Source organism: Flavobacterium sp. (assembly GCF_035292545.1).
Lineage (GTDB): Bacteria > Bacteroidota > Bacteroidia > Flavobacteriales > Flavobacteriaceae > Flavobacterium.
Genome location: NZ_DATDPV010000073.1, coordinates 151,151 through 169,141, shown reverse-complemented (window position 1 = coordinate 169,141; position 17,991 = coordinate 151,151). Strand labels below are relative to the sequence as shown.

20 protein-coding genes are annotated in these 17,991 nt (G+C 33.7%); 16 read left to right on the top strand and 4 right to left on the bottom strand.

Annotated features, from left to right (window positions below; all coding sequences use genetic code 11):
- Positions 1-158: 158 nt before the first annotated feature.
- Entirely contained in the window at positions 159-692 is a 534-nt protein-coding gene (locus tag VI621_RS12865; protein ID WP_324218801.1) for a hypothetical protein, read from the top strand.
- 189 nt (positions 693-881) lie between these two features.
- A complete protein-coding gene (locus VI621_RS12860) occupies positions 882-1,418 on the top strand; it encodes a hypothetical protein (RefSeq protein ID WP_324218800.1) in 537 nt (178 codons plus the stop codon).
- Positions 1,419-1,485: 67 nt separating this feature from the next.
- Here VI621_RS12860 and VI621_RS12855 read toward each other — a convergent pair whose 3' ends face one another.
- The gene (locus VI621_RS12855; protein ID WP_324218799.1) at positions 1,486-1,836 is read right to left on the bottom strand and encodes a 4Fe-4S dicluster domain-containing protein; all 351 of its coding nucleotides are present in this window, start codon (positions 1,834-1,836) and stop codon (positions 1,486-1,488) included.
- A gap of 73 nt (positions 1,837-1,909) precedes the next feature.
- Between VI621_RS12855 and VI621_RS12850 the strand changes: the two genes are divergently transcribed.
- From VI621_RS12850 to VI621_RS12825, 6 genes are all read left to right on the top strand, one after another.
- Entirely contained in the window at positions 1,910-2,968 is a 1,059-nt protein-coding gene (locus tag VI621_RS12850; RefSeq protein WP_324218847.1) for an acyl-CoA reductase, read from the top strand.
- A 32-nt stretch (positions 2,969-3,000) separates the two neighbouring features.
- Complete coding sequence (locus VI621_RS12845; protein ID WP_324218798.1) at positions 3,001-4,425, top strand: T9SS type A sorting domain-containing protein; 1,425 nt, start codon at positions 3,001-3,003, stop codon at positions 4,423-4,425.
- Positions 4,426-4,554: 129 nt separating this feature from the next.
- A complete protein-coding gene (gene serC, locus VI621_RS12840; protein ID WP_324218797.1) occupies positions 4,555-5,625 on the top strand; it encodes a 3-phosphoserine/phosphohydroxythreonine transaminase in 1,071 nt (356 codons plus the stop codon).
- A 101-nt stretch (positions 5,626-5,726) separates the two neighbouring features.
- A complete protein-coding gene (locus tag VI621_RS12835) occupies positions 5,727-6,689 on the top strand; it encodes a D-2-hydroxyacid dehydrogenase (RefSeq protein ID WP_324218796.1) in 963 nt (320 codons plus the stop codon).
- A 109-nt stretch (positions 6,690-6,798) separates the two neighbouring features.
- A complete protein-coding gene (locus VI621_RS12830) occupies positions 6,799-7,230 on the top strand; it encodes a DUF6146 family protein (protein WP_324218795.1) in 432 nt (143 codons plus the stop codon).
- A 32-nt stretch (positions 7,231-7,262) separates the two neighbouring features.
- Positions 7,263-7,565 carry a DUF6787 family protein gene (locus VI621_RS12825; RefSeq protein WP_324218794.1) on the top strand — a complete coding sequence of 101 codons (303 nt, stop codon included), beginning with the start codon at positions 7,263-7,265 and terminating at the stop codon, positions 7,563-7,565.
- A 13-nt stretch (positions 7,566-7,578) separates the two neighbouring features.
- Here the strand turns inward: VI621_RS12825 and VI621_RS12820 are convergent, their stop codons facing one another.
- Positions 7,579-7,836 (bottom strand): hypothetical protein, encoded by a 258-nt coding sequence (locus VI621_RS12820; RefSeq protein WP_324218793.1) that lies wholly within the window; start codon positions 7,834-7,836, stop codon positions 7,579-7,581.
- A gap of 88 nt (positions 7,837-7,924) precedes the next feature.
- The gene (msrA, locus tag VI621_RS12815) at positions 7,925-8,473 is read right to left on the bottom strand and encodes a peptide-methionine (S)-S-oxide reductase MsrA (protein WP_324218846.1); all 549 of its coding nucleotides are present in this window, start codon (positions 8,471-8,473) and stop codon (positions 7,925-7,927) included.
- Positions 8,474-8,721: 248 nt separating this feature from the next.
- Between msrA and VI621_RS12810 the strand changes: the two genes are divergently transcribed.
- From VI621_RS12810 to VI621_RS12775, 8 genes are all read left to right on the top strand, one after another.
- On the top strand, positions 8,722-9,384 hold the full coding sequence (locus tag VI621_RS12810) for an ABC transporter ATP-binding protein (RefSeq protein WP_324218792.1): 663 nt from the start codon (positions 8,722-8,724) through the stop codon (positions 9,382-9,384).
- 75 nt (positions 9,385-9,459) lie between these two features.
- Positions 9,460-10,224: a TIGR02757 family protein gene (locus VI621_RS12805; protein ID WP_324218791.1), complete on the top strand. Its 765-nt coding sequence runs from the start codon at positions 9,460-9,462 to the stop codon at positions 10,222-10,224.
- A 137-nt stretch (positions 10,225-10,361) separates the two neighbouring features.
- The gene (locus tag VI621_RS12800; RefSeq protein WP_324218790.1) at positions 10,362-11,576 is read left to right on the top strand and encodes a hypothetical protein; all 1,215 of its coding nucleotides are present in this window, start codon (positions 10,362-10,364) and stop codon (positions 11,574-11,576) included.
- Positions 11,573-13,000: a glycosyltransferase gene (locus VI621_RS12795; RefSeq protein ID WP_324218789.1), complete on the top strand. Its 1,428-nt coding sequence runs from the start codon at positions 11,573-11,575 to the stop codon at positions 12,998-13,000. Before VI621_RS12800 ends, VI621_RS12795 begins: the two co-directional genes overlap by 4 nt.
- 2 nt (positions 13,001-13,002) lie before the next feature.
- Positions 13,003-14,253 carry a YaiO family outer membrane beta-barrel protein gene (locus VI621_RS12790; protein ID WP_324218788.1) on the top strand — a complete coding sequence of 417 codons (1,251 nt, stop codon included), beginning with the start codon at positions 13,003-13,005 and terminating at the stop codon, positions 14,251-14,253.
- A 33-nt stretch (positions 14,254-14,286) separates the two neighbouring features.
- On the top strand, positions 14,287-14,676 hold the full coding sequence (locus VI621_RS12785; protein ID WP_324218787.1) for a response regulator: 390 nt from the start codon (positions 14,287-14,289) through the stop codon (positions 14,674-14,676).
- 71 nt (positions 14,677-14,747) lie between these two features.
- Entirely contained in the window at positions 14,748-16,100 is a 1,353-nt protein-coding gene (locus VI621_RS12780; RefSeq protein WP_324218786.1) for a DEAD/DEAH box helicase, read from the top strand.
- An 85-nt stretch (positions 16,101-16,185) separates the two neighbouring features.
- Positions 16,186-17,415: a hypothetical protein gene (locus VI621_RS12775; RefSeq protein ID WP_324218785.1), complete on the top strand. Its 1,230-nt coding sequence runs from the start codon at positions 16,186-16,188 to the stop codon at positions 17,413-17,415.
- Between the two features lie 86 nt (positions 17,416-17,501).
- On the opposite strand, the gene VI621_RS12770 is transcribed toward VI621_RS12775, so the two are convergent.
- Positions 17,502-17,975 (bottom strand): SRPBCC family protein, encoded by a 474-nt coding sequence (locus tag VI621_RS12770; protein WP_324218784.1) that lies wholly within the window; start codon positions 17,973-17,975, stop codon positions 17,502-17,504.
- Positions 17,976-17,991: the final 16 nt, after the last annotated feature.

Genomic DNA, 17,991 nt, shown 5'->3' with positions numbered 1-17,991 from the left:
ACATAAGATAATGCCAACATTAACCAATCAAAAAGAGAATTATTTTTTCATACAGATTTCTGTGTGTGAATAATGTAACTTTTCATGAAAATTGTATAACAAATTCGAGTTCAAATAAGTATACATTTGTAATATATCAATTATTAAAATTAAATTTTATGAAAACTATAATTTTAGGAATGGCTGCTTTTTTATTAACATTAAATATTCAGGCACAAAATAAAAATGTTAAATCGGAAGTTAAAACCACTGTTACTACAGTTAAAGATTCTGAAGGAGAAAAAAAATTAGTCAAAACTCAGGAAGTTAAAGAAGTTCAAAATATCGAATTACAAAATGCTGATTCTAAGGAGTTGAACAAAGAAATGAAACAAACTCCCGTTCAAGTGACAGCTACCACCGAAGTGACTGCAAATGGTGTTACCAGAGTTCTCGATGTAGACAGATCTGCCTATTATAATTTAAATGGCAGTAAATATAAAGTTGCTGTTGATAAAAGTGGCTACACCATGTTTACACCAACCGGTAAAAAATCGGCGATTTTAAGAAGAACATCGAATAACAATTATATTTATAAAAATAAAAATAAAACTTCATTTGGTTATTTTGATGCCAACGGAAATCTGGTTTTAGAAACATATAATGACAAAACTGATAAAGTAACCGTAACAACTTATGTTATCGTTAAATAGCAAATAATCCTACTAACGCGAAAAAATCCTGAGTTATTCACACTCAGGATTTTTTTTGATTTAAATTTAAAAAAACACCTTATTCCTACAATTTAAATTCATTAAAACCATTTTGTAATGATTTTTTGATAAATATTAATACACATTCATTAAATTTGTAATGCATTAATCTTTAAATATTTAAATATTATGAAAACAATAATTTTAGGAATAGTTGCTTTTTTATTTTCATTAAATATTCAGGCACAGAATCAAAACGTAAAAACCGAAGTCAAAACCACTGTTACTACAGTTAAAGATTCTGAAGGAGAAAAAAAATTAGTCAAAAAAGAGGAAGTTCAGGAGATTCAAAATATCGAATTAAAAGATGCCGAATCTAAAGTTTTGAATAAAGATTTGAAAGAAACTCCTGTTGAAGTGATTTCAAAAACAGAAGTCAGTGTTGATGGCCTGACACGGGTGGTAGATGTTGACCGTTCAGCCTATTATATTTTAGACGGTCAAAAATACCAAATTTCTTTAGATAAAGATGGCTATAAAATGACCAATCCTAACAGTAAAAAGTTGGCGTTACTAAGAAAAACATCCAACAACAACTATATTTATAGAAATAACAATAAAATTTCTTTGGGTTATTTTGATCAGGATGGTAATCTGATTTTAGAGACTTATGATGAGAAAACTGATAAAATTACGCTAGAGAAATTTAGTCTTGCCAAAGAGTAAATTTTGGTATAAATAAAAAATCCTGAGTTATTCGCTCAGGATTTTTTATTTAAAATTTATCAAGAATCTATTCGTTGTGCAAAAACGCTTGTCTGTTCAATAGTGTTTCTTCGCTTTCTACATGATTATCATCCGGGATACAACAATCTACCGGACAAACCGCAGCACATTGTGGTTCATCATGAAAACCTTTACACTCCGTACATTTTCCGGGAACTATATAATAAATATCGTCAGAAATAGGCGTTTGCGCATCATCTGCATCCACTTCGGTACCATCCGGCAGGATTACTTTTCCTTTTAATTTTGTACCGTCTTTATATCTCCAATCGTCTGCTCCTTCGTATATTGCTGTATTTGGACATTCTGGCTCACAAGCGCCACAATTGATACATTCATCTGTTATTATGATTGCCATAGCTATTTATTTTAATATATAAACCTTAATTTTGCACAAAATTACGGCCAAAACTATTCATAAGCAAATCAATATGACTTTAGAACATAAAAAATATATTTTCATTGAACTCGGAAAATTCTTATCCCAATTTTTAGAAAATGAAAGCGTTAACAACCCAACCGTTTTACACAATGATTTATTTTTTAATGAATTTCTGGATTTAATAAAACTCTCGCAATCGCATAATGGCTGGTACACCCCGGAACAAGTCTATTTTTCGATACAATCCTGGGCTTCGGCGCTGACCGCTGACAATTTAAATCAATGGCTTGCTTCATATGATTTTAAAGAAATAATTCCTAAAACAGTCGGATTAATTCTTGCCGGAAATATTCCGTTAGTTGGTTTTCATGATTTTCTTTCCGTTTTGATTACAGGTCATAAAGTTCTTGTAAAAACCTCATCAAACGACCAGCATTTATTGCCTTTCCTGGCTAAATATATTATTTCGGTCGAGCCAAAAATGGAAAACCACATCACTTTCGTTGAAGGCAAACTTGAGAATTTTGATGCCGTAATTGCTACCGGAAGCAATAATACCGCACGTTATTTTGAATATTATTTTAAAGACAAACCTTCGATAATCAGAAAAAGCAGGAATTCAGTTGCTGTTTTAAACGGACAAGAATCCAAGGAACAGATGATTGCTTTGGGCGAAGATGTTTTTAGATATTTTGGATTAGGATGTCGAAATGTTTCCAAGATTTTTATACCAAAAGATTATAATTTTGATTCTTTTTTTAACGGCATGTTTCCTTATCAGGATGTAATCAAATATGAAAAATACGCCAATAATTACGATTATAACAAAGCGGTATTTCTGATGAGCAATTTCAATTTATTGGACAATGAGTTTCTAATTATCAAAGAAGATGCGAGTTACGCCTCTCCTATTTCAAGTGTGTTTTATGAATTTTATGATAGTTTAGATGAAATAAAAACACGCTTAGCAGCTGATAAGGAACAGATCCAATGTATTGTCAGCAATAATTTGATAGAGAACAGCATTGCTTTTGGACATACACAAAAACCAAATTTATGGGATTATGCGGATAATATAGATACGATAGACTTTTTAATAAGGATATAATTTTTGTATATTTGTTTTAAATTCTTACAATTATGAAAAAGTACTTTCCCCTTTTTGCATTGATTTTTATTTTTCAAAATTGTTTTCCCCAATATACCTTAAATGCTTTCTATCCCACCAATAATGCAAGCGGAACCGGATTCGGAACGAATGTAGCCATCAATAATAATGAAATTTTAGTGTCCAGCGCTTCGATGGTTCCAATGAATCTAACGGGGAAAGTTTATCTTTTTAACTTAGCCGTTGGAGGATTGCAACAAACCGATGTATTCTATCCTTCAGATGCAGTGTTAACGGACGATTTTGGCAGTTCGATTTCGATACAAAATGATTTTATTGCCATTGGTTCACCATTACATGATGCAAATTCAGTTGATTCCGGAGCGGTATATTTATATAAAAAAGTAAATAATGCTTGGGTGTTTTTACAAAAAATCACTGCTTTTGATGCGAACTTGAATGATCATTTTGGTAGTTTTGTCAAAATACATAACAATCATTTATTCATTTCTGCTACTGGTGACGAACCTGTTGGCCAGGCAAATAATGCCAACAACGGATCCGTTTATGTCTATACTTTTAATGGAACGGAATGGATTTTTTCTACAAATATAACTGCTGCAAATTCCTTGAAATTTGGAGAAAAAATTGAAGCTGAAAACAATAAAATCGTGATTTCCTGTCGTGGACTTAATGAGAGCACTAATTTTATTTTCAATTCCTATAACTGGAATAATACCAATTGGGTATTTGAGAGTTCCTGTAATACTTTCGGGAGTTTAGAAGAAATTGTAAAAGATTTCAGTTTATCAAACAATCAATTATTTTTAGCTACTTCACAGTTTGCTACAAATGATAAAATTTTGGTTCTTTCTAATGTTACCGGGAATTGGACCTTAACAAACAACATTAATATCTCCCTTTTCCCAGATCAAGTTTTTTCGAGAATAGAAGTAAATAATGATAAAATGTTTATCGGTTCAACGGGTTATATTTTACAAATGCAAAGAAAATTTCCTTTGTTATATTACAAGAACATAGGCGGCAACTGGACTTACCAAAATACTTTATATGGTAACGGAGCTCCGGGTGAAGATGATTTTTTTGGATCCTCAATAGCAACTAATGGAAATGTAGTAGTTGTTGGAGCTCCAAGAGAAGGCTTGCTGTCCTATGGCAAAGCCTATTATGTTGATGTTACTTTGAGTAATAATCAATTTGAAAAAGAATCAACTGTATTGTATCCAAACCCTTCTCAAAACACGGTTTTTATAAAAAATAATTCTGACAATACTATTGAGAAAGCTGAAGTATATTCAATAACTGGGAATTTATTATTTACACAAGATAAAAATCTGGAACAATTATCTTTAGAAAAGTTAGCAAAAGGAGTTTATTTTATAAATTTGAGTTTTACTAACGGATCAAAAAAAACTTATAAGATCATCAGAAATTAACATCAAATATTTTCTTTCGGATACTGTTTTGTTAATAACATCTGGTAATTATTCCTAAAAAAGAAGTTCTAATTTCAGTACAATTTCCGAAATTTGCTTCATAATTTTCTGACCAGCAACACAACACTAATGAAAATACACAATTACAGTGCAGGACCTTGTATTTTACCTCAAGAAGTCTTAGAGAAATCAGCACAAGCCATCCTCAATTTTAACAATTCGGGATTATCAATTTTAGAAATTTCGCATCGCAGCAAAGACTTTGTTGCTGTCATGGAAGAAGCAAGAGCTTTGGCTTTAGAACTTTTAGGTCTTGAAGGCAAAGGATATCAGGCTTTATTTTTGCATGGAGGTGCCAGTTTAGAATTCCTGATGGTTCCTTACAACCTGATGAAAGAAAACGGAAAAGCGGTCTATCTTGATACCGGAACCTGGGCAAGCGGCGCTATTAAAGAAGCCAAATATTTTGGAGAAACCTTTGTGGTTGCCTCTTCAAAAGAAGAAAATTACAATCATATCCCTAAGAATTACAGCGTTCCTGAAGATGCCAATTATTTTCATTGCACCAGCAACAACACCATTTTTGGAACTCAAATGAAGGAATTTCCAGATTTGACTATTCCAACGGTTTGCGATATGAGTTCGGATATTTTTTCACGTCAGATGGATTTCTCTAAATTTGATTTGATTTATGCCGGCGCACAAAAAAATATGGGTCCGGCCGGAACTACTTTGGTTGTGGTGAAAGAAGCAATTCTTGGAAAAACGGGAAGAACTATTCCAAGTATGCTGGATTATGAAAAACACATCAAAGCAGAGAGCATGTACAATACTCCTGCAGTTTTCCCTATATATGCGTCCTTATTAACCTTACAATGGTTGAAAAAACTGGGCGGAATTCCAGCAATCGAAAAAATAAACAACGCAAAAGCAGCTTTACTATACTCGGAAATAGACCGAAACCCTTTGTTTAAAGGAACTGCAAAAAACGAAGATCGTTCTACTATGAATGCTTGTTTTTTATTGGAAAATGAAGCACATACGGAGACATTTGATGCGCTTTGGAAAGCTGCCGGAATTTCAGGATTGGCAGGACACCGTTCTGTTGGCGGTTACAGGGCATCGATGTATAATGCATTACCTTTGGAAAGTGTACAGGTTTTGGTTGAGGTGATGAAAGATTTAGAGAATAAAATATAATCCTCCAGTAGCGACGCACTGCAGTGCGTCTTTATCTAAAAAAAACAGTATATCGATTGAATGTTTAATTTTTCAATCCATAAATTTTAAAATAATAAAAAATGAAAGTATTAGCCAATGACGGGATTTCTAAAAGCGGAATTCTAGCTTTAGAAAAAGGCGGATTTGAAGTGATTACAACAAAAGTAGCGCAAGAGCAGGTCATTAATTATATCAATACCAATAATGTGAGTGTTTTATTGGTGCGAAGTGCTACAAAAGTGCGTCAGGATATTATTGATAATTGTCCGAGTCTGAAAGTGATTGGTCGTGGCGGTGTGGGTATGGATAATATTGATGTGGATTATGCACGATCTAAAGGAATTCATGTGATCAATACGCCTGCTTCATCATCGGAATCGGTGGCAGAATTGGTTTTTGCCCATTTGTTTTCAGGTGTTCGTTTTTTACATGATGCCAATAGAAATATGCCGCTTGAAGGCGATACGAATTTCGAAGGTTTGAAAAAAGCCTATGCAAACGGAATTGAATTACGAGGGAAAACGTTAGGAATTATTGGTTTTGGACGTATCGGAAAAGAAGTAGCCCGAATGGGTTTAGGGTTAGGAATGAAAATTATCGCTTCCGATAAATTTGTTGGGAAAGCAGAAATTAAAGTTGATTTCTACAACGGTCAATTTATAAATGTTGAAATAGAAACCGAACCTATAGAAGATATCTTTAAACATGCCGATTTTATTACGGTTCACGTTCCTGCACAAGAAGGTTATGTGATTGGAAAAGCAGAATTTGAAGCCATGAAAAATGATGTTGGTATTGTGAATTGTGCCCGTGGCGGTATAATTGATGAAGTGGCGCTAATTGAAGCTTTGGATAATGGAAAAGTATTGTTTGCCGGTTTGGATGTTTTTGAAAATGAACCAACACCGGAAATTCAAATCCTGATGAACCCGAAAATTTCATTAACACCACATATCGGTGCAGCGACTCTCGAAGCTCAGGATAGAATTGGGACCGAATTAGCCGAACAGATTATTAGTTTATTAAAATTGGAAAAAGCATAAAAAACATATTATTTTTAAAAAAGCCATTTACTATTAAGTGGCTTTTTTATTATAAAAACTTAATAAGTAACCGTTTATTTTTGTAACTTTATTTTTCATTTCTTATATCATGAAAAATAGTGTTTATATAGCGATTATTTTCTACCTCATTATTGGTTGTACTACTTCCAAGTCTACACTTCCAAGTACCGAAAAATCAACGGCTACACAAAATGATACCGTAAGGATTGCTAATGATGAACTGAAATATGAAGTCATTATTATTGATCCTGGTTTTAGTACCTGGCTTGCCTCAAGGGCTTTACCCCGTGGATATCATTCGCAATCTTATTTAGAAAACAAAAATCGAATGTATGTTAGCGAGTGGAACAATCGTGTTATGCAGCCATTCCGGTACAGTCCCAATCTTTATGAAATGAGTATTAATTATGATTTAAATGTTGATTACGGCTATGAAGTAAATTATCTGATATACAATTACATGATTTATTTTCAAAATACCTATAAACAAAAGCTCGATGGTTATGTCCCTATAAGATAATGTTACTATATTTGTAATCATTATAAATAAAGATGAAAGAATTAAAAAAGCGTTGGGGAATTGATTCCAATTTTCAGCTCACAATTATATTTATCGTTTTTGCAATTACCGGTTCGGCTTCCGCTTGGTTGTCGAAACCTTTCTGTTTTTGGCTGGGAATTACAAAAGAAGATATAGGTTATTGGTTCACTCCTGTTCGTTTGATTTTGATTTTCCCAATATATCAGGTGCTATTAGTACTTATAGGTTTCCTTTTGGGTCAATTTAAATTCTTTTGGGCATTCGAGAAGAAAATGCTACAACGCATGGGATTTGGTTTTATGTTTAAAGAATAAAAAAACGCCTCAGTTATTGGGCGTTTTTGTTTTTTATTAAATAAGTATAAATCCAGGTCAATGTAAAGGTTGGAATAAAATCCGAAAACGGGATAATTTCTTCCACGAAAGCTATCACACCCCCAACTTTTCCTATCGTTCCTTTGTACATTCTGGTCATCAAATAACCCGCAACCGGAGCCCAAATGACATCAGAGAATTCCCCTAGTAGCGGAATTGTAAAAGACAACATTCCTATGGCGTCGAAAATTAATCCTAAGATTAAATTCATCCTTCTGGTTTGAGTGTCGTCAATTTGTATTTTACTTTGGATCATGGTTTCTATTATTATTTCAAATCTAATACAAATCTAATGCCAATTATTTTTTGAGTTTGTCTTTATACACTTTTTTCAATTTCTCGATTTTTGGTGTAATCACATAACTGCAGTAACCTTGCGTTTTATTCTGATTGTAATAATTTTGATGATACTCTTCAGCTTCATAAAACTTTGGCGCTGCTGAAATCTTTGTCACTATTGGTTTTCCAAAGGTGTTCTCTTTAGTCATCAAAGCAATATAATCCTCCGAGAGCGTTTTTTGTGCTTCGTTGTGATAGAATATTTCGCTTCTGTATTGTGTACCAATATCATTCCCCTGACGGTTCAATGTTGTCGGGTCATGTGTGCCAAAAAAGATTTCCAATAATTCCCCAAAACTGATTTTCTTAGGATCAAACGTAATCCGAATTGCTTCCGCATGGCCGGTATCACCATTGCAAATTTCCGCATATGTCGGATTCACGGTTTTTCCGCCTATATATCCTGAAACCACACTTTTTACGCCATTTAATTCTAAAAAAACTGCTTCCGTACACCAAAAACAACCTCCGGCAAACGTCGCGAGTTCCATTCCTTCTTGTATATCCATTTTTACAGGTTCTTTAATTTGTGGCACAATAACTTCTTTTTCTTTCGACTGGCATGAAAAAGAAAACATGGCCAATACAATTCCAATGACTTTTTTCATTACTACTAATTTACATTCAAATTTATCCATTAATCGGGCGTGTCAATTTGTTATTAACTAAAGTTTATAATTTGATTTACGAAATTTCTATTCTCAGAGATTTAAATATCCTCAAAATCTTTGTTTCTTTGTGAAAACTGTTCCAAAAAATGATACACGCAAAAAACATCCATAAATATTACGACCAGCTTCATGTCCTGAAAGGAGTTGATTTACATATTCAAAAAGGCGAAATCGTTTCGATCGTCGGAGCTTCGGGTGCAGGAAAAACTACGCTGTTGCAAATTCTTGGAACGTTAGACAAACCAACGGTCGAAAACGGAATAGAATTGCGCATCAACAACCAGGACATTCTGACCATGAATGACAAAACCTTATCTAGATTCAGAAATTTGAATTTAGGTTTTATCTTCCAATTTCATCAATTATTACCTGAATTCACGGCTTTGGAAAATGTGTGTATTCCCGCCTTCATTGCCAATAAATCAAAACAGGAAACCGAAACCGAAGCCAAAAAATTGTTGGATTATCTTGGACTTTCTCATCGAATCAGCCACAAACCCAACGAACTTTCCGGCGGTGAGCAACAGCGTGTAGCTGTAGCAAGAGCATTAATCAACAAGCCGGCCATTATTTTTGCCGACGAACCATCTGGGAATTTGGATACTGCCTCTGCCGAAAACCTGCATCAATTGTTTTTTAAATTGCGTGACGAATTTGGTCAAACCTTTGTAATCGTGACCCACAACGAAGAGTTAGCCAATATGGCCGATAGAAAATTGGTTATGGTAGACGGACAAATCAGTTTGTAAATATTACACGTTTAAAGTTTAAAGTTTTTTACGAAACTGTAAACCAACATTAAACTTTAAACCTTAAACAAAAAAATGAATCCATCAGAACTAAAATCCTTCCTCGACGAAAAAGTTATTCTTTACAATAACCCCAATTTCATTGAAAGTGACCCGATTCAAATTCCGCATCTATTTTCATTGAAAGAAGATATCGAAATTGCTGGCTTTCTGAGCGCTACTATCGCTTGGGGTAACCGCAAAATGATTATCAAAAATGCGCACAAAATGATGGATTTGATGGGAAATGCGCCTTATGATTTTGTAATGTCGCATACCGAAGATGATTTAGAACGGTTGGAATCCTTTGTACATCGCACGTTCAACGGACAGGATTTTACCAGTTTTATCAGAAGTTTGCAACACATCTACAAAAACCAAAACGGATTGGAAGCTGTTTTTGCGCAACATCAACAATTAGGATCAATGCAAAAAAGCATTTCCGAATTCAAAAAAACATTCTTCGAAATTCCACATCAAAACAGAACCCAAAAACACATTTCAGATCCTATGAACGGTTCGGCGGCGAAACGAATTAATATGATGCTGCGTTGGTTTTGCAGAGAAGACAATAAAGGCGTCGATTTAGGGATTTGGAAAAGTGTTTCACCGGCTTCGCTCTCCTGTCCATTAGATGTGCATTCCGGAAATGTGGCTCGGAAATTAGGCATACTCACCCGAAAACAAAACGACGGAAAAGCAGTAGCTGAATTGGATTTGAAACTCCGTGAATTCGACCCAAATGATCCTGCAAAATACGATTTTGCTTTATTTGGTCTGGGCGTTTTTGAAGGATTTTAAAATTAACACCCGATTAACTTATTCTCTGTAAGAATTTTATATATTTGCAATCCCCAAAATATAACAATAACAATTAAATAACCTGCATTTTGTAACAATAAATTCAAAGATTATAATTTGAATAATTATATAAATCTATGATTGCATATTTATGCATATTGCCTAAAAATACTGGCTTTATTAAACATACCTTATTTTCATCAGAACACATTGGCAAGCTTTATAGTAATGTTGAAGCAACCGCAACCTCTATTTTAGAAACAATCTTTAACTCTCATTTTCTCTATTATTCATTAAAATATTTTGTGATTCCTTTTCTATTATGGATTGTTTTTTCTTTGCTGATATTATTAATTATCAACAGATATTACTTTGAAAAATCAATCATTCCAAAAAAAGAAGCCGAAATAAAAATAAATGCCTTCCTTACTGAAATTATCTTTTCTAATCATAACCTTACCCAGATAAAGGAAAAAATAAACCTTTTTAAAGCAGTGGTTCCCTTTAAGAACAAATGGTGCCGGGATTTAATTCTTACCAAAATCATTACCATTAAACAAAATATAAACGGTGTGAATCCAACCCATATCTTATTAATCTACAAATTTTTCGGGTTTCAGGATTATAGTCAAAAACTCATTCGAAACAGGAGATGGCATAATAAAGCATTGGGGATTTATCATTATCAGATGTTGGATTATAAAATAAAAAAAGGACATATAAAACCTCATATAAATGATAAAAACAAGTTTTTAAAGTCAAATGCGTTGATTGCATTAATCTCTCTTTCTGATGAGAAATTAGATTTTTTGAACAACTATCAGGAAAAAATATCGAAGGCTGACGAACTTAAAATTCTTGATATCATTTATCAAAGAAAATCCAGTTTACCAAAAAACATTAATGATTGGTTCAATAATAAAAACAGTTCCATCGTAATTTTAGCCATCAAATTGGTGATTCAATATCGGGAAACTTTAAGTATTTCTCAAATAAAATTTCTTTTGTCCAGCAGAGACTCTTTAGTTCGTAGAGAAACTTTATTGGCTATTAGGGAATTAGTAATTATTGATTCGAATGACCTTCTAATACATCATTATTCTAGAGAAACGGATAAACGAAATAAAATTTCTGCTTTAAAAACATGGAGTGTCATTGGTGATCATACAACTAAAGATTTTATTTCCACCATTTTATCTGAAGAAAAAGATTTGGAAATTAAATTTGAAATGATCAATTGCATCAATAAACTGGATGACACTTTTTTTAAGAATTATACAACTGACAATACTCTGGAGAATGAGGTTATAAATAGAATTCTTTTACATGTGAACGACCCCCATCTGATTTGAAAACTTTAGAAAATATTATCAAGAATTATGAGTTTTTCATTACCTGCTATTCATTTCTATATATAGCAACCTATTCGGTATTGGCAATATTGTCTTATTTAGCCATAAAAAAATATTATAACTCTAAATACTTTTTGCTTAAAGAGGTATTGGTAAAATCCAATCATAGTCTTGGTGTTTCGATAGTCGCTCCGGCATATAACGAAGAGAAAACAATTGTATTTAATGTCAAATCATTGCTTTCGCAAGAATATCCTAAATTCGAGGTTATCATTATTAATGATGGAAGTACTGACACTACACTTGAAAAATTAATCAGGGAGTTCAGTTTAGTAAAAGTTGCCTTTTTTTATCAGGAGAAAATTCCAACCAAAACAGTAAGAGGGCATTACAAATCAACCAATCCAATCTATTCAAAGCTTTTGATTGTTGATAAAGAAAATGGAAAAAGCAAAGCTGATGCCTCCAATGCCGGTATAAATTCGGCAAAATATTCCCTTTTTCTTTGTACCGATGTAGATTGCGTTTTAAGAAGGGATACTATTACGATGCTGGCTAAGCCTTTTATTGAAAATACGGTAAAAGTGATAGCCACCGGGGCCGCAATCCGGATTTCAAATTCTTGTGAATTTAAAGATGGCATGCTTTATAAATCGTATTATCCCGATAATTTTTTTGCCCGTTTTCAGGAACTGGAATACATCCGGGCTTTTTTATTTGGCAGAATGGCCTGGAGCCAAACCAACTGCTTACTGTTAGTTTCCGGCGGACTGGGAATGTTTGATAAAGAAACCGTTATAGAAGCCGGAGGATATTGGCATAAATCATTGGGTGAAGACATGGATCTCATTACTCGAATGAGAAAATTAATGCATGAAAAGAATCAAAAATTCTTAATAACCTATATTCCTGAATCCTTATGTTGGACAGAAGTCCCGAGTACCATGAACGTTTTTTTAAGACAACGGGTACGCTGGGCCAGAGGATTGGTACAGACATTATATTTGCATAAAAAAATATTTTTAAATCCAAAGTATGGCAGAACCGGGCTTATTGTTTTCCCTTATTTCGTGTTTTTTGAATTTGCTGTGCCTATATTAGAGCTCACTGGTTTAATCGTTCTGCTTCTTGATTATTTATTTTTTGAGATCAATTATGATTTTCTGCTAATTGTCAGTGCATTTGTATATCTATTTTACATCTCAATCACATTAATATCTGTATTTTTAGACCAATTAATTTACAAACATTACTCTAGTATTAAAGAAATCATCATTTTAGTACTAATGGTTTTCCTTGAACCTTTTATTTATCATCCGATTAATGTTTACGCTTACCTTAAAGGCTATTCCTATTTTTTAAGAAAAAAAGAACAAAAATGGGGAACCATGATAAGACAAGGATTTAAGAATTCAGAAGAATAATTATGAAAAGAATAATCGCCTTTATATTTTTAAATTTCATAGCAAGCACAACTATTTTTGCCCAAAAAATGGATTCTGACAGCTTATTAGTCCAAACGCTTTATCAAATAAACACCGTTAAAAATTATCCTAAGGCCATTCAACTTGGGCAATTAGGAATCAAAATCGCACCTGATTATTTAGATTTTCATGTCGCTTTAGGAAGATGTTATATGTTGACCAAAAATATTGACAGTTCCCGTATCTATTTTAATCATGTTATTGATAAAAACCCAAAATACAAAGAAGCCTTTATATATTTAACAAAGCTGGAACTTGAGAAAAAAAATGCGTCAAATGCCATTCGTACCATTGATAAAGCCTTACTTCATTATCCGGAAGAAAAAGAGTTTCATCTCTTAAAGCTCCAAGCGGTTAATTTGGAAAAAAATGATGAAAAATCAATTTTGCTTTTAAATGATTTAGTCCAAAAATATCCTACTGACAGTGATTTAAAACATCAATTAATCGAATTAAAATCGAAATCCGTTTCAGATCGGGTGGGAATTAATTATAATTATACCACTTTTGACAGAAGCGGAACTGGTCCTTGGCATTTATTGGGATTGCAATACATTCGAGAAAGAAAGAAGCTAACCCTGATCGGGCGAATCAATTATGCGGATCGACGTTCTTTCGGAGAAAGCATAAATTCCGGTATTCAATATGAATTGGAAACTTATTTTTTAAACAATAAAAAAAGCTATTCCCTTGCTAACATCTCTTATAGTAAGGATATCGTTTTTCCAAAGCTCCGCCTTTCTTATTCCTATTTCCATAATTTAAGTAAAGGCTGGGAAGGCGATGTCGGAATCCGATATACAAAAACAAGCGATAAAGATTTATATGCGGCTGTTTTAGGAATCGGAAAATATGTGGGTTCCTATTGGTTCAATTTAAGATCTTATGTCCAAATGGATGAAGACAAAATATATCCGGCTTTTACAGCAACTGCCCGATATTATTTTGATACTAAGTATGATTATGCAACAATTATCACCGGGTATGGCACAACTCCGGACGAAAGAGTTACCTTGGGACAATTTCAACAAAGAGTGGCTTTGGATTCCTACAGAATAGGCGCAGGATATTACAAACTATTTGGTCAGCATTATTGTACCGGAGTGCAAGCAGTTTATAATCGCCAGGAATATGTTTCAAATAATTTTCAAAATGAATTTGATGTTTTTTTATCAGTTCAATATAAATTTTAAAAATAATACCACTAAAAAGAACAAAATTAACTAATGAAAAAAATAGTACTCATAGAAGATGATAATTTAATAATCAGCATCTTAGATTTTCTTTTAAAGAAAGAAGGATTTGAAATTCATGTTGCAAGAGATGGTAATGATGGTATCGAAAAAATAATTGCTATTCAACCCCATTTGATTATCACTGATATTATGATGCCTTATAAATCAGGATTGGAAATTACCGCTTTTGCCAAAAAGAACTATCCTTCCATTCCTGTAATAATAGTTTCAGCATTGGGCAAGGAAAACCAGACCGTTATTGAAGCCTTCAAATTGGGCGTAGATGACTTTGTTGCTAAACCATTTAATCCTATTGAATTGATTTTAAGGGTCAAACGCTTCTTTATCGAAAAGGAAATACCGCACCTTTCTCATTCCTAAATAGATAAGAATTCCATAGCAATCATCAATGTCCTCATAAAAAGCGTACCTTTGCAAAAAATATACGTTTTATGACCACTTTCGAGCAATTCAATCTTCCAAAATCAGTACAAAAAGCAATCGATGATTTGGGATTTGTAACCCCTACTCCTATTCAGGAAAAATCTTTTGCCGTGATTATGTCTGGGCGCGATATGATGGGAATTGCACAAACAGGAACGGGTAAAACATTTGCTTATCTATTGCCGTTGTTGAAGTTATATAAATTTACTCCAACCAATACGCCTAAAATTGTTATCCTTGTTCCAACCCGTGAATTAGTAGTTCAGGTAGTGGAAGAAGTAGAGAAACTGACCAAATACATGTCGGTTAAAACACTCGGAATATTTGGTGGTGTCAATATCAATACGCAGAAAAAATCAATCTATGAAGGGATCGATATCTTGGTGGGAACACCGGGACGTGTCATGGATTTGGCGCTGGATAGCGTAATCCGTTTCGATGAAACCCAAAAATTAGTGATTGATGAATTCGACGAAATGTTGAATTTAGGTTTCCGTGTCCAGTTGACTTCTATCTTAGCGATGATGTCGCGTACTAAACGCCAAAACATCTTGTTTTCAGCAACCATGACCGATGAAGTGGATGCCATTTTGAATGACTTTTTCGATTTCCCTGAAGAAGTTACGCTTGCCGCTTCGGGTACGCCTTTAGAAAATATCAAACAAATTACTTATAACGTTCCGAATTTTAATACCAAAGTCAATCTGTTGAAACACTTGTTGCAAACAGACGAAAGCATGGAACGTGTTTTGGTTTTTGTCAATAACAAGAAGATTTCGGATATGCTTCACGAGCGCATCGAAGAAGATTTCGAAGGGGAATTTGGAGTTATTCACTCCAATAAATCCCAAAATTACCGTTTGAGCACGATGGCTTCTTTCCAGGAAGGAAACCTGAGAGGAATTATCACGACGGATATTATGGCGAGAGGTTTGGATATTTCCAATATTTCTCACGTCATCAACTTTGAAGTTCCTGAATTCCCAGAATTATACATGCACCGTATCGGTCGTACCGGTCGTGCCGATGCTACCGGAACAGCAATCAGTTTCATTACGCCCCGTGAGGAAGATTTCAAAATCCAGGCGGAATTATTGATGAACAGAGAGCTAGAAACCGAACTTTTCCCGGAGGAAGTTGAAATTTCCTCAAAATTAATCGAACCTGAAAAAGACAAACAGCCGATTAAATTTTTGATGAAAAAACAAAAACTGGATGGTGATGGTGCTTTTCATGAAAAAGCTAAAAAGAATAAAAAAGTCAATTTGGGTGGTCCTTCCAAAACCAAAAAGAAAATATCTGGTTCGGTTAACAGAAATATGTTGAAAACCAGAGATAAGAAACGTAAGGATAAAAAATAGAGGTCGTCATAGATAGCATTTCTACATTTTAACTTAATAGTTTTCATTTTTTTAAAGAAAAGTTTTACTTTAGTAAAAAAATGTCATGAAAAAAAACGTCTATCTCTTTGTGACTTTATTTACTATAATTAGCTTTTCTTGTAGTAGTGATAATAGCAATAATGATAATCCAGTAGAGCCTGATCCAGTTTTTGATTGCAATTATCATGGTAACGTGGTACTTACCACTCAGGCAGAAGTAAACTCTTTTGCTTCTTTCGGATATTGTCGAATTATTGATGGGCATTTAATTATTGGTAACAGTACCAGCGAAAGTAACATAGGCAGTTTGTCCGGACTTAGTACCATTACAAAATTAAATGGTAACGTTATAATTATTAATAACCCCCTGCTGACAACTCTTCAAGGACTTCATAATATAACCGATGCCAGTTATATAGAGATAAAAAACAACAACTCTCTGATAAACCTTACAGGGTTTGGTTCTGTGGTAAATTTTTCAGGAAATTCTACTGGTTTTCATCTGATTTCCAACGCATCGCTTCAAAATCTTGAAGGACTTGAAAATATGCAAAACATTCCAACAATCCAGATAGACAATTGCCCATCTTTTAACAGCCTTCATGGTCTTGAAAATTGTACCAGCTTACAGAATCTCGAGATAACTTCCTGCCCCCTGTTAACCAATTTGGTCCCTTTAGCTAATCTTGAGCAGCTTGGAACATTGAAAATGTGGGACAATGAATCATTTACTTCGTTACAGGGACTAAATAATGTAACAGAAATGGATCAGCTAGAACTTAAAAATAACCAAGCTCTCGTTTCACTGGATGGTCTGGATAACCTCACTGTACTGGTCGGATTGAGTTGCATACAAAATCATTCGCTTACAACATTGGGAGGGCTCGAGCATATAACAAAAATCCATAATATAAACATTACGAGCAACAACGGGCTAATCTCGCTTTCGGGGCTTCAAAATGTTACCGAAACAGCTGATTTGAAAATAAATTATAACAATGCCCTAACTTCTATAGCTCATCTTTCTTCACTAATTAAAATAGATGCATACTTTAGCGGATTATCGTATATAGGTGGCTTGGATATTAATCTCAACCCTTCACTTCTATCACTTAATGGATTACAGAATATAACCTTGTTTAGAGGCGATTTATATGTAACCAATAACAATTCTCTTACAGGCCTTTGTGCAATTCTAAACTCTATACAAACCGGCACTATACAATACATGTATGTTTATAATAATGCAAATCCAGTTACGTCTTCTCTGCTTAACCTTGGAAACTGCAATTAAATTAAAAACCATCAATTTTTTTTCGAGCCAGCTTCAGGTTCATTCTAATACAATTTCACACGAACTGCTTATATAAGGTTTTTTTGTTATTGCCCGTGATTAGAGAGTTCTTTTGGGAATTTATCTGCTATGAGATTCAAATTTATCTTGTGTTCTAAATACGCTTTTAATCCATCTAAAACGGTTGTAAATCCGCCTGTTGCATCTTTGATTTTTTCTATTAGCTCGTCACCTGTTGTTTCAAAACCGTAGTTTTTTATGATTACATAAGCGGTATCATCACTCAATTTGGTAAACTCAAATTCGACTGTTGTTTTAGGCTCGCCCCATTCGACAATAATTTTCTCGTTGGATACAATTTCTTTTACCAGAACTTCGGCTGAAACATTGCACATTTCCCATTCCCATGTGATTGTTTTTCCTACTTCAAGTTTATCACTGCCTTTAGTAAACCAAAAGTTTTTGGTAATTGTCGGATCAATAAATGCTTGAAAAACCATTTCAACCGGTTTTCTGATTAGCATTTGGGTTTCGACACTTTTTGAGTTTTTGTTTGTCATCTTCTTAAAATTTAAT